The 15434-nt window shown below is 75.6% G+C and carries 10 protein-coding genes; all 10 read right to left on the bottom strand.

Features of this window, described 5'->3' with window-relative positions:
* Window positions 1-116: 116 nt before the first annotated feature.
* Genes I4J89_RS15535 through I4J89_RS15490 form a run of 10 tightly spaced genes read right to left on the bottom strand, consistent with a single transcriptional unit; the run spans window position 117 to window position 15391 of the window.
* Entirely contained in the window at window positions 117-2273 is a 2157-nt protein-coding gene (locus I4J89_RS15535; protein WP_196414659.1) for an ATP-binding protein, read from the bottom strand.
* Between the two features lie 2 nt (window positions 2274-2275).
* A complete protein-coding gene (locus I4J89_RS15530; RefSeq protein ID WP_196414658.1) occupies window positions 2276-4213 on the bottom strand; it encodes a hypothetical protein in 1938 nt (645 codons plus the stop codon).
* Window positions 4213-4806 (bottom strand): hypothetical protein, encoded by a 594-nt coding sequence (locus I4J89_RS15525; protein ID WP_196414657.1) that lies wholly within the window; start codon window positions 4804-4806, stop codon window positions 4213-4215. Before I4J89_RS15525 ends, I4J89_RS15530 begins: the two co-directional genes overlap by 1 nt.
* A gap of 5 nt (window positions 4807-4811) precedes the next feature.
* On the bottom strand, window positions 4812-5963 hold the full coding sequence (locus I4J89_RS15520) for a hypothetical protein (RefSeq protein WP_196414656.1): 1152 nt from the start codon (window positions 5961-5963) through the stop codon (window positions 4812-4814).
* A complete protein-coding gene (locus I4J89_RS15515; RefSeq protein ID WP_196414655.1) occupies window positions 5963-7609 on the bottom strand; it encodes a hypothetical protein in 1647 nt (548 codons plus the stop codon). Before I4J89_RS15515 ends, I4J89_RS15520 begins: the two co-directional genes overlap by 1 nt.
* Window positions 7606-8874 (bottom strand): hypothetical protein, encoded by a 1269-nt coding sequence (locus tag I4J89_RS15510; RefSeq protein ID WP_196414654.1) that lies wholly within the window; start codon window positions 8872-8874, stop codon window positions 7606-7608. The genes I4J89_RS15515 and I4J89_RS15510 overlap by 4 nt, the downstream gene beginning before the upstream one ends.
* 22 nt (window positions 8875-8896) lie before the next feature.
* Entirely contained in the window at window positions 8897-10840 is a 1944-nt protein-coding gene (locus tag I4J89_RS15505; protein ID WP_196414653.1) for a phage tail protein, read from the bottom strand.
* Window positions 10837-12867 (bottom strand): putative baseplate assembly protein, encoded by a 2031-nt coding sequence (locus I4J89_RS15500; protein ID WP_196414652.1) that lies wholly within the window; start codon window positions 12865-12867, stop codon window positions 10837-10839. Before I4J89_RS15500 ends, I4J89_RS15505 begins: the two co-directional genes overlap by 4 nt.
* Window positions 12861-14975: a putative baseplate assembly protein gene (locus I4J89_RS15495; protein WP_196414651.1), complete on the bottom strand. Its 2115-nt coding sequence runs from the start codon at window positions 14973-14975 to the stop codon at window positions 12861-12863. Before I4J89_RS15495 ends, I4J89_RS15500 begins: the two co-directional genes overlap by 7 nt.
* A complete protein-coding gene (locus I4J89_RS15490) occupies window positions 14972-15391 on the bottom strand; it encodes a GPW/gp25 family protein (protein WP_196414650.1) in 420 nt (139 codons plus the stop codon). Before I4J89_RS15490 ends, I4J89_RS15495 begins: the two co-directional genes overlap by 4 nt.
* Window positions 15392-15434 lie beyond the last annotated feature (43 nt).

Below are 15434 nucleotides of genomic sequence, written 5' to 3'. Positions count from 1 at the left end.
GAGCCGGCCGGTCGAGCACGGGCGTCCTGCCGGGCCCGCGCCGGCTTACGAGCCGGTGCGGGCGGGACCGCCGGACGAGGTCCGGGCATCCGCGCCTTCGCCGGGGGCGGCACCGGTCACCCCTTGTCCGGCCGGGCCGGGCCGTCCAGCAGGCTCGCGTACCCGCCGAGGTCCGCCGCCCGCAGCAGTCGCGCCTCACGCTGGTACTGCCGGGTCACGCCGGCGACCACGTCCCGCATCGCGATCGCCCGGCCGGCGTCCGCGGCGATCAGCGCGGCGCTGCGGGCCGCCGAGGCGATGCCCGCGCCGGTCATGTCGAGCCGGGCCAGGGCGGCCATGTCCACGTCCGCCTCCAGGGGCGCCTCCGGCGGGAACACGGCCCGCCACAGCCGCAGGCGTTCCGCCTGGCCGGGTCGCACGAAGTTGACGACGAAGTGGAACCGCCGGGTGAAGCCGACGTCGATGTTCTCCCGCAGGTTGCTGGCCAGGATGATCAGCGCGTCGCTGCTCTCCAGGCGCTGCAGGAGGTAGCCGACCTCGAGGTTGGCGTACCGGTCGGTGCCGTGGCGGACGTCGCCGCGCTTGCCGAAGAGTGAGTCGGCCTCGTCGAAGAACATCACCGCCTGGCTCTCCTCGGCCTGCCGGAAGACCAGCTCGAGGTTCTTCTCGGTCTCGCCGACCCACTTGGAGACCAGCTGGGAGAGATCGACCTTGAGCAGGTCGAGCCCGAGCCGCCCGGCGATGATCTCGGCGGTCAGCGTCTTCCCGGTCCCCGGCTCGCCGGTGAAGAGCACCTTCACACCGGAGTCACCGGCTCGCCGGCTGAAGCCCCACGCCTCGGCCACCCGCGGCCAGGCCCGGAACGCCGCCGCGATCTCCAGCACCCGGCGGTGCTGTTCGGGCGGCAGCACGAGGTCGTCGAGGGTGTGGCGCGGTGCGACCGTTCGCGCGTACGCGGAATTGTGACCACGGGTGACCGCCGCCAGCGCGCCCGGCAGATGGTTCTCGATCCGGTCCGGCTGCCCGTTGCCGGCGAAGCGCGCGCCGGTCTCGGCGACGGCGGCGACCGCGCGCAGGTCGTCACCGCTCATCCGGAAGCGGGCCGCCAGGTCGGTGACGACCTCGTCGGTGAGCTGCGGCAGGGCGGCGGACCAGGCCGCCCGCCGCTGCCGGTGATCCGGTGCGGGGAGCGTGACCTCGGCGTACGCGCGGTGGGCGAGCAGCGGCACCGGCCGCCACGGCGCGGTCCCGGTGACGACGACGGGCAGCCGGGTGCGCCCGAGCAGTTCGACGATCGCGCGCTCGGCCGGCCCGCCACGCACCTCGTCGGCGGGGATCCAGAGGATCGCACCCAGATCGGCCGCGATCCGTACGGCGGAGGTGAGCTCGTCGGGTGCCGGTCCGCCGGACAGGACGCGCAGCGGGCGATCGGCGGCGGCCGCGACGGCGAGCGCGGCGTCCCGGTGGGCAGCGGCCGCGCCCCAGACGCCGAACAGGTCCAGGCGGCCGGACGAGAGAGCCGGGCCGATCCGTGCGGGCACGTCCGGGTCGAGGTTCGCCGGTGGGCGCCAGCCGGGCGGCGCGGTCACCTCGCCGGGGTCGCGGGCCACCAGCCCGGCCTCGCCCGACCAGCCGAGCAGCACCTCCAGCACGCCGTCACCGAGGCGGAACTCCTGGCTGGTCCGGGACGTGTCACCGGGCAGCGCGCGGACGAGGCCGTAGCGGCGTAATGGCGCGGACTCGGTGAGCATCCGGGAGACGGCCGGCCCGCCGCCGAGCGTCTCGGTGAGCAGTTCCACGCCGGGCACGCGACGATTCAGGTCGTCCACCACGTACGCGAAGATCCGCTCGTACCCCGCATCCAGATCGGGCATCGCGATCAGAGTGAGCACGTCCTGCTCGGCGCGGCGCAGCCGCAGCCGGGCCGCGAGCTCGTCGAGCGGAAGCGGAAGCCCGGCGGCGGAGGCCAGCCGGCGCAGTTCCCGCTCCTGTTCGCCCTCGATCGCCGTCGGAGCGGCCCCGCCGTCGCCCGGATCCGGAACGAGGCTTGCGGCGACGTCGTCGAGGAGGGCCGCCACCTGCTCGTCCGTGACGCAGAACGGGGTCAGATCCGGACGGGTCAACCTGGCGTTGCGTTCCGTGCGGCGCTCGGCGGCGGCACGCAGCGCGCGTTGCAGCGGCGCCAGCCGCAGCCGCAGATGCGCGAGAGCCAGCGAGGCGCGGTCCACCCGCGCGGAGACGTCGACGTGAATGGTGCCGGGACGCTCGGGCATGGTCACCCTCCGCTGAAGCGCAGTGTGCGGCCGCCCAGCCAGAACACGCCTGGCACGTCGGCGAGCAGGCCGCTCCGGTCGAGGTCGGCGTGCCGCCGGCCGAGAGGCAGCCGGACGCGTACCTCGTCCGGCGTGTGGGTGACCACCGCGCTGAGGTCGCCGAAGCGTTCCGCGGCGAGCGGCCCGTCGGTGGGCTCACGATCGCGCCACAGCTGCCAGGCGATGGTGGCCAGGCCGATGCCGGCGGCGAGCGTGACGGTGCGCTGCAGCGCCCGCCCACCGTCCAGAGGCACGGCCGCCCGCTGCGCGGCGTCGGCCATCTGCCGGTCCAGGGCTTCGGCGATCGGCTCCGGGTCGAACCCGGCCGGCGGCACGGCGGCGGGTTCGCTCGCCCAGAGCCGCTGCCGGCCGGGCAGCCGCTGCCATCGCTCACCCCGGGTGGGTGGAAAGGCGGCAAGCAGGGGTACGCCCGAAGCACACATCTCACGGACCGCGGCGGATCCCACCGGCTCCCCCACGAGCACGGTCACCGGTTCCCCGGCCGCCCGCCAGCACGGCAGCAGGCCGTCCACGTTCTCCGCCCAGGCGACCGGGAACGCGCCGTCCACCTCGGCGAGCAGCAGCCCGCCCCCGTGATCGCCGGCGACGCGGGTGACGGCCAGCGCCCGCCCCGGCTCGTGACCGGCCGCGACGGCGAGCCCGAGAACCGCGTCCACGAGCGGTAACGCGGTCGCGGCCCGGCGGGCGAAGGCGACCAGGTCCGGCTCCGGCTCGTCCTCCGGGCGTCCGGTGAAGGCCGCCGCGTCGTGGTGGTCGGTGTCCGGGCGCCGCCAGCCCCGGGCCAGCGGGCCGAGGCACTGATAGGCGAGCGCCGTCGCGAAGATCGGGGCTTCGTCGTCGAGCCCGGCCCCGGCGAGGGCGTCACCGGCACGGTCGAGGACGCCGATCCGCTCCAGCGCCGCCGCGACCAGGAAGGGCAGGGCGGACCGGACCTCGACGCTGCCGTGACGGCTCGCCGGGACGCGGGGAGAGGTCGGTGAGCCGGTGGGCGGCACCCCGTAGTGCCCGGCGAGCGCGGCGGCCAGGGCGGGCTCGTCGCTCGCGGTCAGCGCCAGCTCAGCGGCGGCGATCAGGCGGTGCCGTGTGGTCGCCGGGGAGTCCTCGGGCGGGCCGGGAAGGCGGGCGGGGCTCGGCTCGGAGCCGGCGGCCACCTGGGACCCGGGTGCGGCGGGATCGAGGCGGGGGGCTGACGTGCTGCGGGGGCCGGTCGAACCCGCCTCCTCGGCAGGGCCGAGCGCTTGGGCGTACCGTCGCAAAGTCTCCTGGGGAAGAAGCGCGAGCAACTCGGAGAGGCGTCCCTCGGCGCCGATGGCGCCGAGCAGGCGGGCCAGCGCAACTGGCGCCGGGACGGCCGTGCTCTCCAGGCTCCCGGCCTTCGCCGCGCCCATCTCACTCTCGGTGATCCTCCTGCTCGCGGCGCCACTCACCGGCATGGCGAGGTCCGCCGCTTGCTCCGCGAGGTCCGCCGCCGGTTGCGGAAGCACCCGGCCCGCATGGTTCTCCGAAGCCGGGGCCGGCCGGTGCCCCGGCCGCGGCACCGAGTGGTCGGCCTGAGCGGTGGATTCCTGGTGCCGGGAACCGACCGCCGGCACCGCGGTGACCGGCCCGGAGACCTCCACAACAGACTCCGCGAGCACCCGCCACCGGTCCGGCGAGCCCCGCAGCGCGTCGGCCCGGACCGGAACCACCAACCGCACCGGCTCGGTGACCACCACGTCCGTGCCGTCCTCGGCAAGCCGTGCGTACCGGGCGGCGATCAGGTCGGCGAGCGCCCGCACCAGCCCCGGCGGCAGGTCCCGGGGACTCGGCCCCCAGCTCCAGCCGCCGCGGCGCACCACGCGCACGACACAGCGCTCGACGATGACGTCCGGCTCGGTCACTACGTCACCCGCACCGCTTCGAGACGGCCGTGCCAGCCCTCGGCCAGGGTGAGCACCGTGTACCAGGCGTCCTGCTCCAGCGCGACGCCGATCTTGGTCATCTTGCGGCCGGCGAAGACCTGGCCGGCGAGGGTGAACACCTCGCCCTCCGTCCCGTCCTCGGCGCTCGCGGCGAACGCCAGGTCGACGCCCTTCCCGGCGAGAACCACCAGCACCGCGGTCGGCTGGCCCGCGGAGGTGTGGTCCAGGGTGAGGGTGATGCCGTTCGTCTTGAGCTCGACCGGTTTGCTGTTCGCGTCCCAGGGGGTGAGCGGGACCGGCGTACGGCCGCCGCCGACGGCGAACTCCAGCGGGTTCTCCAGCAGCCGCGGCACCCGCTCGGCGGCCGCCGTGGCGAGGTGTTCGGCCCGGATCAGGGCCCGGGACGGCTGCTTGTCACCGCCGTCGGGCTGACCCGGCACCGGGCTCCAGCGCAGCGGCAGGGCGGTCCCGGCCAGCTGTTCCACCGGCACCGGCGGGCCGGGTGGGCCGGTCAGGTCGGCCGCGCCGAGGATGTGCCCGGTCCGTTGCACGTGTACCACCGTGAGACCCATCGCGCTCAGCCTCCCGCCCCGGACGAGGCCACCGCGAGCAGCAGAAACTCCGCCGGCACCGGGAACTCGGTGGACAGCGGCGAACCCGGCGGTACGCCCTTGAAACTGATCTTGCGGATCCGGGAGTGCACCCGGCGCTCGTCGTCGACCCGGCACTCCAGGGTCGTCTCGATCGCGACCTCGTCGGCCGGCGGCGCCACCGGACGGTACGGCCGCAACCAGACGTGCAGCACCACGTTCTCGTCGGTGACCTGCTCCTCGGTCACCCCGGCCGGTAGCGGCAACCGGAGTCCGTCGCTGATCACCCCGGAGGTCACCAGCACGTCACCGCGGCGAGGCAGGTCCGCGATGGCGCCGCGCACCTCCAGATCGCCGCGGGCGGAGACGGCGAGCAGCGCCTCCTCGCCCCCACCGGCCCCGACGGTGCCGAAGAACAGGCCGTCCTTCTCGTCCAGGCGCAGCACGGTGACCGTGCCCGCCTGGCTGACCGGACGGGTGCGCAGGACCAGCCCGCCGGCCGGGGCGGCGACCACGGCGGCCCGGACACCGGCCCGGGGCGGCGCGTTGCCCTGCGGGTCCTCCTCGCTGACCTTGACGAAGTGATCGCCGTTCCAGTGCACGTAGCCGAGCAGGACCCGCCACCGGTCGCCGTCGCCGGGCCCGTCGCCGACCGCCGGCTCCTCGTCGGTCTCGAGCTGGTCGCCGAGCTTGCCGAAGATGATCTGGTACGTCTCGGCGACCCGGGTCGGCGGCTGCCCGGACCCGCACCGGTCCGCGGTGAACGAGACCGGCACCTGCTCCTCGTCGAGCCCGGCGAGGAAGACCGGGTACCCGTCCTCCTCGGTGGCGCTCGTGTCGGCGCCGTTCGCGTCGTCGAAGGCCGACTCGGAGAGCACCACCGGCTCCGGTACGACGATCTCCCGCCCGGTGCCGTCGACCGCCACGCCGGCGGTGAGGGTCACCTCGACGTACGGGTCACCGCCGGCCGGATCCTCGACCGGCTCCGCGACGAGCCGCAGGCCCTCGGCGATCCCCCACTGGTGCAGGTAGCGGGCGTGCCGGGCGGCCTGGTTCCGCGGATGTCCGACCCCCGCCTCGAGATCGGCGGCCGCGAGGATCTGGCCCTCCGCGTAGGTGGGCCGCAGTACGGCGGTCATCAGTCATCCTCCGGTGGCCAGAGCAGTTCCAGCAGCTGGTCGTGGTCGGACGAGGTGTCCGGCTCGAGGAGCAGGCGCTCCACGTACTCGATCGCCAACGGGTCCGTGGGTCCGGCCGGCCAGCGGCAGACCCGGCGGGCCAGCTCCCACGCTCTGGCCCGGTCCGGGCTCCAGGAGCCGGCGAGGTGCACCTGTGGCCGTGCCACGGTGCAGATCCGCAGCACCGCGCAGTCGCGCAGGGTGATCCGGGCCAGCAGCACGTCGGAGTCCGGGCAGTCCGGGCAGGGCGGCAGCAGGCTGCGGCCGGCGCAGTCGGCGACCAGCCGCCGCAGGCAACCGACGATCCGGGCCGCGGCCCCGGCGAGCTGCACCAGGCGGGGTGCCTCAGCCGGGCCTGTCACGCCGCCCGGCTCGGGCAGCGGCTTGCCCACGTCGGCCGGCAGGGCGCAGTCGCCACGGTCGGCGATCTTCTCCAGCCGGATGTGCAGCCAGTCCCGGATCTGGCGCAGGTCCGCGTACAACCTGGCGCGGAACGCGGGACTCAGCGGCAGACCGAACACCAGCATCCGGCGCTCCAGCTTCCAGGTCTCCGGCTTCTCGGGATCCGGCTTCGCCTCCGGCCCGCAGCGCTCCACCAGCTCGGCCAGCGCCGCCTGGGCGGTGGAGAGCTGGACCGGGTACGGCCACCAGTTGTCGGTCAGCAGTGGCCACAGGTGGTCCACGGCGGTCACCAGCCCTTGCCGGACCGAGTCCAGCACCGCGTCCACCTCGGCGACCTTCGCCTTGGCCGCGTCGTACCGGGCGACGTAGGCGGCAAGGCGGCGGACCAGCTCGGCCACCTCCTGCGCGGCCTCCCCGGGCAGCGTCTCGCCCTCCGCCGGCAGCTTCGCCTGCACGTCCGTCCAGGCCATCAGCAGGAGTTCGGAGTCCGCTTCCTCGAAGGTCACGGCCTTGTCCGGCTCGGCGCCCACCCGGGCCAGCGTCGCGGCGTACTGGTCCAGCCGGTAGGCGAGCGCCCAGATCTCGGAGAAGTCCCGGCGTTTGCCCAGGAAGCGGGCCAGCGGTGCGCCCGGCCCGACGCCGTGTGCGTGGTCGTCGATCGACTTGAGCAGGAACCCGTACGTCTCCCGGATCCGCGACGGCTGGCAGTCCCCGCCCGCGCAGACGTCCCCGGCCGGGTACGCGGCGACCGGCTCGACCCGCTCCTCCAGGTAACGCACGTAGAGCCCGTAGTCGCGGTCGTCCGGATCGGCGCCCGGCGTCGTGCAGGGGTCCCCGCAGTCCACGCCGAGCGACCGGTGCCGCAGGTCGCGCAGCAGGGCGGCGACGTCGAGCCGGGTCTCCGCCTCGACCACCACGTCGTGGCCGCAGCAGTCCAGGCCGTACCCGGGGCGGACCAGCACGCTGCCGCGCCCGCACGGGTCGCAGACCACGTCGAAGCCGCAGACCACGCCGGCGCCGAAGAGCATCCGGTTGTGCAGGCGGGCCTTCGCGGTGATGTAGCCGGTCAGGCTGGTCATGTCGTCCTCGGTGAGCAGCTGCCCGGAGAAGAAGACCGGCCGGGTCAGCCCGGCGCCGCTGCTGCGGACCGGCGGCGAGCCGGCGGAGCAGCCGCATCCGCAGCCGGTGGTCGCCGTGGCGGTCATCCCGCGCTCCCGGCCACGAAGAACCAGCTCTCGAATACGTCGCCGCCCGCGCCGCTGCCCGAGGTCCACCGGCCCACCCCGGAGGGCGGCCGGCGGCACCAGCGGGAACGCTCCGGTTTCTCCCCGCCGGCGCCCGGCCGGTCGTCGAGCAGCGGCACCCGGCCGCCGACGTGGGTGCCGTCGACCGGCCGGCAGCAGCGGTCCAGCAGGAAGGCCGTACGGATGGTGATCAGCACCCGGTCGTCCTCCTGCAACGTCTCCCGGGTGGTCTGCCGGTAGCGCAGCTCGCGGGTGAACCGGTCGGCGGGCAGGTCCTCGAACTGGCCTCCCATGAACCAGGAGGAGGCGTTCTTGCCGGCCCCGCCCTCGATCACCTGGATGTCGATCACGCCGCGCTTGAGGCCCTCGACGTGGATGTCGTCGGAGAACCGCACCCGCAGGCCACCGTTGCGGTCGGTGGTGCCGAGCAGCTGCCTGGTCTCCTCGACCGAGTACGTGGCGCCGTGCGTCCAGTTGATCCCGGTGATGACGGTCGGCACGCGCAGCCCGAAGAGCCGCCGGATGTTCATGTGGATCCTCCCCGGGTGGACCGGGCGACGCCAGTCCACGTCGATGCGGGCCAGCCAGAGCACCGGGTACCGCTCACCGGCCGGCAGGTGGTCGCCGAGCGGGCCACAGGTGTCGCAGCGGCGATCGAGGTCGGGCGGCTTCGAGGTGACCCGGACCCGGTACGTCTCGCGCGTCCAGCCGTACTCGCAGTCCGAGGTGTCGCCGCAGTCGGAGACGAAGACCGAACGGGTCGGTGACTCGTCCTCCTCGTGGAAGGACACGCCGACCCAGACCCGCTTCGGCGGGTTGCCGGAGGTGCGTTCCTCGGCGGGCAGCCGCTGCCAGAGGTCGACCTCGCAGGCGCCGGGCACCACGATCTGGTTGCCCAGGGCGTCGATGCCGAGCCCGGGGGTGATCCAGACCTTGGCGCGCGGCGGACCGTGCAGCTCCCCGGCGTCTTCCGCCTCTTCCTCCGAAGACTCCTCCGGGACCTCTTCCGGCGTCTCCTCGGCGACGTCTTCCGAGGACGTGTTGTACTCCGGTTCACCGCGGACATGCAGGCCGTGCGCCACCCCGTACCCGAGAAGGCAGCGCAGCTGGCGCCGGATCCTCGCCTGCTGCTGCTCCTGATCCTCGCGGAGGTCGGGCGCGTTCAGCAGCCGACCGTGGAAGTACCGCAGGCGCCGGGCAGGCGCGTCGAACGCGGTCTCCGTCATCTCTCATCCCTCGATTCGGTCCTCACCACACGACAGTTGTCACGCCCACCGTGGCCCGCTCACCCACGGCGAATCCCTTCCGCTCGCCCTTGCGGCTCGCCGCCAGCACGCTCTGCCGGCCCAGCCGCACCGGTGTATCGCCTTTGCTGAGCACCGCCGGCGGCAGCGGCACCAGCGCGGTGTCCACACCGACCACCGAGCGCACCCCGACGACCCATCCCGCGCCGCCGCCGTGCACCTCGGCCGCGGTGTGCGCCGGCGCCTGCGCGCGGACCAGCCGGGCGAGCGCGCCCAGGTCCGGGCCGCGTCCCGGGATCGCCGGCACCGAGACCCGTAGCCGGTACGCGTGCTCGCGCAGCGGATCCCCGTACGGATCGCCCTGGCCGCGCAGCGGTGCCCGGCCCAGCGGCGCGCCGACCCGCAGCCGGGCACTGGCCCGGCCGAACAGGTGGGCCACGCCGAGCCGCCCGTCGGTGCCGATCCGCAGCCAGTCGCGCTCGGCGGCCAGCTCGTGGATCACCGGGTCGGCCCCGAAGACGATCCGCACCGCCCGTGCCACCCCGGCCGGCGTACCCCGGGCCCGGAACAGCTCGGGCGCGGCCGCGATCAGATCCCGCCGGACGTCGTCGCCCCAGCCGGCCTCGAACGCCAGCCCGAGCAGCCCGCCCAGCCACGGCAGCGCCTCGCCCGGCAGCGACCGGCCGTCCAGCAGCGCCGGATAACGCTCGACGACCCGGTCGATCTCGCCGATCGAGGCGTCGAACAGCGACAGGAACCGCTCGGCGAAGTCGTCCGCGGCCGGGTCGTCCCGGAACGCCGCCGGCAGCAACTCGGCGCTGGTCTCGCGGGGGAAGTCGAGGCGTACCCGCCGGACCCGCGGGGTGTCCCGGCCGTCCGAGTCGAGCCGCAGCCGCAGGTAGAGATAGCGGCCGGGCGGCTGGTCGACGAGCGCGTCGGTGGCGCCCGCCGGCAGCGCCTGCCAGTCGGTCTCGACCGGCCGGCCGGCGTCGCCGGGTTCCTCGGTGACCGCCACCGAGACCTGGACGGTGGTGCCCTCCGGCACGTCCGCGTCCACCCGCACCCGATGCCACCGGCACCGGGACAGCCCACTGTCGATCGCCGTGGTCTCCAGCCGGCCGGCCGCGACGAACTCGCCGGCGGGCGGGACGGGCGGCGTCGCCATCGGCCGTCCGTTCCAGTCGAAGCACTCCAGCCCGGCGTCCGCGTCGAGCGTCTCGGGCCGGCGCAGGCAGAAGCCGCCCGGTTCGTCCGCGACCGCGGCAAGATCACTCGCGGTCAGCGCCGCGGCCAGATCCGGAAGCCGGCGTTCCCGCGGCGTCGCCCCGAACCGCTCGGCCTCCCAGATCCGCAGCCGCTCGTCACCGGACCGCTGCTCGGCGGTGAGGATCCAGACGGCGGCCTGACGGCCGATCCGGAGACCTTCGACGCGGCCCGGCAGTCCGGTCACCCAGCCGCGGCGCCGGCAACCATCCGGGGAGTACGCGCGAAGCTCGGTCCCCGACTGTGCCGCGGCGACGACGGTCCCGTCCCGGCCGACGGCGAGCCGGGCCACCGGTTCACCGGTCGCCACCCCGGTGAGCTGCTCACCCTCTCGCCACCAGACGAGCAGCCGGTCCGGCCCGCCGACCGCCAGCCAGTGCCCACGCGCCGCCACCGTGACGGGTTCGCCCAGCTCCGGCCCGGCGAGGTCGATCGCGGTGAACCCGGTCCCGCAGCCGTCGCGCCGCAACACCCGGTCGCCGGCGAGCAGGTACCAGTCCGGGGCCAGCCGCCGGTCCGGGAACCAGGGCAGCAGTTCGGCGCGGCCCGGCCCGTCCGGCGCGGCACCGGTCCGGGGCAGCCGCACCCCGGCCACGTCGTCGAGGGCGACCAGTTCCGGGAGCGCGTCCGGCCCCGGCTCGGCGCGGTCCCAGCCGACGTAGGCGTCCAGCAGCCGGAACGTCATGACCGCTCCCGGGAGGTCTCGGCGGCCGGGATGAGCACCGGCCGGTCGGCCCAGGGCAGCGCGTACGGCCGTAGCGGCGCGTCGGCGCAGGGCGGCGCGGGGCGGCCGTCCACGACGACTCGCAACGACGGCACGGCCAGCACGCCCGGCACCGCGAGGAGCCACCGGACGAGGGCCACGTACGGCAGCGGCGCCCCAAGCGGCCATCCGTCCCCGTCCGCACCGCCGCGGACCGGGTGCAGATAGGTCAGCAACGCGTCGCCGGCCGCCTGGAAAACCTCCGCGCGGTCGCGCCGCGGGTCGGCGGCGAGCCGGGCCTCGACACGTACCCGCTGGTACCGCGGGCTCGCCACGACCACCCGGACGCCGGCCGGCGCCACGGCGGTGGACAGATAGCGGGCCACCGCGTCGAGCGTCGCGCTCTCCGGTACCGGCGGCGTCCCGTCCTCGGGCAGCACCGGCACGACGAAGACGGCGACCACCCCCGGCGACAGCACCCCGGGCCGCGCCGGGTCGGCCCCGGCCACCCCGTGCGCCCGGGCCACCAGCACACCCGGGGCCCGCTCGGCCAGGTACGCGTAATCCGCCACGGTGACCGCCCGCCCGCCGGCCCGCAACCGCCCCGGCCCGTGCCGGAGGGTCCGCGCGACCGGTTCGGCGTCGGTGCCCCCGGAGGCGGGCGCCGGGTTCGTCACCCCGGTGACGAACGGCAGTGAGCTGACCGTGGCGTTGATCGCCCCGGCCGCGACCGCCCCGGCCCGCCCGCCGCCGACCCGGTAGCGGGTGGCCCGGACGTTGCGGAAGCCCGGCGGCACCCGGGCACCCTGCCGCCCGTCGCCGAAGGTGACCTCCCCGGTGGCGTGGTCGACGGTGAACACCCGTGCGTCCGGCGCCTGCCCCGCGAGGGACGGCACCTCCTGCCAGCGCGCCGCGCCGGGCGGGTCGCCGGTCAGGTCGTCGTCGACCTCGATCACCACGCTTCCCGGCACGCTCGGCGTCTCGCTCAGCCGCATCCGGGTACGCCCGTCGTCCGGCCCGCCCGGAAGCGGTGACAGGGCCTCGTCGCGGACCGTGCGGACCGCGGCGGAGGCGACCATGTTGAGGCGTACCGACGCCAGCTCCGGTGCCCGCGGGTAGGCGCCGTGCGTGAGGACCACCCGCAGCCAGCGCAGCTCCGGCAGCGGCCTCGACGAGGGCGGACGGCCCGGCCGCCAGCCGGACGGCAGGCGCAGGTCGATCGTGCCGGAGACGCGGAAGCCGGCGGTGCCGTCGCGGACCACCTCGACCGGGCGGTACCGGTTGCCGTCCAGCAGCGACCAGGTCAGCAGCGGCTCCACGCCGTTACCGAGGGTGTCGCCGCCCACGGTCACCGGCTCGGGCACGCCGCCCGGCGCCGCCACCGCCTCGACGGTGAGCATCGGGTACGGCGCGGCCGGTCCGGCGAGCCCGAGCCAGAGCACGTCGCCGGGCTGCGGGCGCGGGCCGAACGGGGCGAACCGCCGGTCCGGGCGAACCGCGTCGAGCCGGCCCGCCGTGCCGCTGAGCACCGAGGCCAGCGTCGCCGGGGTGGCCCACAGGTCCCGCTCGGTCTCGAAGACCACCTGGTCGTCGCTGCCGTCGGCGGGCGTCGCGCCGGCCTGGAACCCGGCCGGGATCAGCACCGACGCACCGTCCGACGGGGTCACCGTGAACTGCAGGACGGCGGCGGCCGGTGCCGGACCGGTCAACCCGGCGCCGGAGACGCGCAGCGCCTCGGTGAGCAGCTTCTCCGGCAGCCGGTTGAGCCGCTCCAGCACCGGCGCGGCGGTGACCGCGAAGAGCTGGATCAGGGCGCTGCCCGCGTCGGCCGGATCGATGCTGCTCCAGTCCGGGGTGTAGGCCGGCACCCGGTCGCGTACCCGGTCCCGGATGGCCGCGCGGCCGGCGTCGACCAGCTCCGGCTGCCGGCCGGCCGGTCCCGCGCCGGGCACCAGCCGGGGCGTCTCGCCGCCGGCCGCCTTGCCCCACCACGCCGCCTCGGTCACCATCCGCCTCCCGTCCGTCCGTCATCGACCAGGAGCACCCGCAGGGCGGTGTGATCGAGCGCGGGCAGGTCACCGTCGCGCAGCTCGGTGTCCGTGCAGTCGTCGGCGGGCTCGGCACCGTCCAGGCCGACGGCGACCGCGACCACCTCGGCGGCGTCGCCGGCCGCGGCCTGCGCGACCCGGACCAGCGCGGTCGGCCGCAGCGGCGCCCCGAACGGCCAGCCGGTCCCGTCGTCGCCGCCGGCGATCGGGTCCAGGTAGCGGCGCAGCGCGAGACGCAGGGCCGCGCGCACCGTGGACGGGTCGGCGGGCCGGCCGCGCAGGTCCACCCGCAGCCGTACGGTCCGATAGCGAGGACCGTCCACGAAGACCTCGGTGCCGAGCAGCCGGGCGCGGTCCAGCCGGGCGCGTACCGCGGCGAGCAGCCCGGGATCCGGTCGCACGGCCGCCGGGACCGACGGGTCACCCAGGACCCGATCGTCACGCCGCACCAGCGGCAGGACGCGTACGCTCACCGCGCCCGGAACCTCGGAGCAGGGATAGCCGGGGTGTACCCCGATCGCGACGTGGCACCGGGCCACGGCCACTCCCGGGGTGCCGCGGGCCAGCGCGGCGAAGTCCGCAGCGGTCACCGCGCGGCGTACCTCCCCCAGGTCGACGGCGGCCCGCGAGCGCGCCTCCGCCACGGTCTCGGGGTCACGGCCGCCCTCGGCCGGCACCACGTTCGCCGCGGTCACCAGCACGCCGCTCTCCATCGGCACCCGAGCGGACGCCGCATCCGGCACGGACGGCTCGGCGAGCAACCAGCGGTCGGTCAGACCACCGTTGCCCGTCGTGCCGCCGCCGATGCTGTAGTCGACCGCGCCACCCGCCGGGTCCGGTACCGGGATCGCCCCGGTCAACCCGTCCCCGAAGACCAGCGTTCCGGCCTGCCGGTCGACGGTGAAGACCCGGTCGCCCGGCCCGCTGAACGCGAACGACGCGACGGCGCTCCACTCCTGCTCGACTCCGCCACGGGTGATCGTCACCCGCGGCGCGTGCCGCTCCGGATCCGGGCCGCCGCTAGTCCCGTCGCCGGGCGGGCGCATCGGGAGGGGCGGGGCCAGGAGCGTGCCCCGGGCGCCGGGCAGCTCGATCCGCTGGCCGGGCAGGCGGCGCCACGCCGTGATCCGGTCGGTGAGGTCCAGGCCGGAGATCCGCCGGGCGTGCTCGGCCGGTGCCACGTTCGGCGTGGCCCGGCGCAGCACCGGCGGCTGCGACCAGGTGGCGGCCGTGGTGTGGATCCGCAGGCCGTACCGTTCCGGCGAGGTGCCCGCGCCGCACCACTCGGCCGGGAGCCGCAGGGCGACCACCCCGGAGCGGCGCAGCCCGGCCGTACCGTCCGACACCTCGGCGACCGGCCACTCGCGATCGCCGCCCGGCTCGTACCAGTGCCAGGTCAGCCCGGCCGGCACCGGGACGTCCGTTACGGCTCCGGGATGCCAGGAGGGCGGGCTGCCGGCCGGCACGTCGAGGTCGAGCAGCAGGGTGAGCTCGGTGCCGGCCTCCGGCCGCTGATCGGTGCCGGTCCGCCTGAGGACCAGGCGCACCTCGGCCGGCTCGCCGTCCGCGCCGAACACCGGGATCCCGCGGCCCGCCCGCAGGTCGGCGGTGTGGTCCCGGCCTCCGGTGATCAGCTGCTCCGGGTCCGGCGCGAGCGGCAGGACGGTGACCTTCCGGCCGGTCGTGAAGAACGCCTCCCGCAACGGGTCGCGGGAGAGCACCGATCCCGCCTCGATCGCGACGCCCCGGGCCACCGCCTCGACGGCCTTCTCGTTGCCCGGATCCGCCTCGGCCGCGAACCGCAGCACGGTGCCGGCCGGGCGGGCCGGGCGAGGACCGTCCACCCCGAGCAGGTCCAGGATGCCGAGCACCAGGTCGGCGGGGATCTGGTCGAGCCAGTAGAGGCGCTGCTCCAGCAGGTAGGCGAGCAGTTCGAGCAGGGTGATGCCGGGGTCGACCGGCGCGTGCAGCGTCCACCGCCCGTCGGAGGCGGCCGGGATACGCCGCCGCGCCGCGTCGGTGAGCGTCTCCCAGGTGAGGTCGTCGAGGACCAGCGGCGGCAGGCTCATGGCAGCGCCCCGGTCTCTAGGCCGCCGGCGGCGTCGGCGCCCAGGTAGTACGGGAACACCAGGTTGGCGCGGGTGTTCGTGTGCCGCACCCGGTACTCGACCCGCACCTCGACGCGGCTCTCCCCGATCCGCTCGGCGGCCACCTCGTCCAGCTCGATCCGCGGCTCGAAGTCCAGCACCGCCTCCCGGATCGAGTCCTCCAGGTCGCGCAGGTTCCGGGTGCTGTCCGGGGCGAAGACCAGCTCGGGCGCGCGGGTGCCGAGGCCGGGCCGCATCACCCGCTCACCCAGTCCGGTCTGGAGCAGCGCGAGCAGGCAGGAGCGGATGCTCTCCTCGCCGGAGACGTACGGCAGCCGCCCCGCCTCGTCCGGGACGATCGGGAACCGCCACCCGGTGCCGGTGAAGTCCTCGCTCACGGCGTCACCTCCGCCCGGACCGGCGGGCTCGTACGGTCGCCGC

The organism is Actinoplanes aureus (genome assembly GCF_015704865.1).
Lineage (GTDB): Bacteria > Actinomycetota > Actinomycetes > Mycobacteriales > Micromonosporaceae > Actinoplanes > Actinoplanes aureus.
Note: the sequence above shows the minus strand (reverse complement) of the source record. Positions and strands in the feature narration are given on the sequence as shown.